Raw genomic sequence first — 416 nt, 5'->3', positions numbered from 1 at the left:
AGGTCGATCTTGTGGCTGCGCAGGAACCGCCAGACATATTGGACGTCAACATCGCCCAGCGCCTCGGCCAGCAGGGGCCCGGTCCAGCGTGCGAACCCTTCCGGCGACGGCTTGTCCAGCAGCTTCAAAATCCGCTTGTCGGTGGCCTTCGTATAGATTGGCTGCTTGCCCGGTCGCGCCTTGTCTTGCAGCCCTTCAAGGCCTTGGTCGGCATAACGATGCCGCCAAAGGCTGACAATCCGCGGCTGGACCCCAACTTCCTTGGCGATCGATCGGGTGCTGCGCCCATCCGCCGCCAACAGAACGATCCGCGCCCGCTTCAAATCGCGCTGCAATGTCGTCGGCGAGCGACAACACGCCTCAAGCACCTTGCGATCTTTCCGCGAAAGGTGGACTTCTCTTGCTTCGGGTATCAT

The 416-nt window shown here is 61.5% G+C and carries 1 protein-coding gene; it reads right to left on the bottom strand.

The genetic code is table 11. From position 1 onward, the window contains the following. On the bottom strand, nt 1-416 hold a 416-nt coding region (locus tag ACZIRK_RS45500), incomplete at its 3' end, for a helix-turn-helix domain-containing protein (protein ID WP_474419882.1).

The organism is Bradyrhizobium sp. Leo114, from assembly GCF_055229415.2.
Note: the sequence above shows the minus strand (reverse complement) of the source record. Positions and strands in the feature narration are given on the sequence as shown.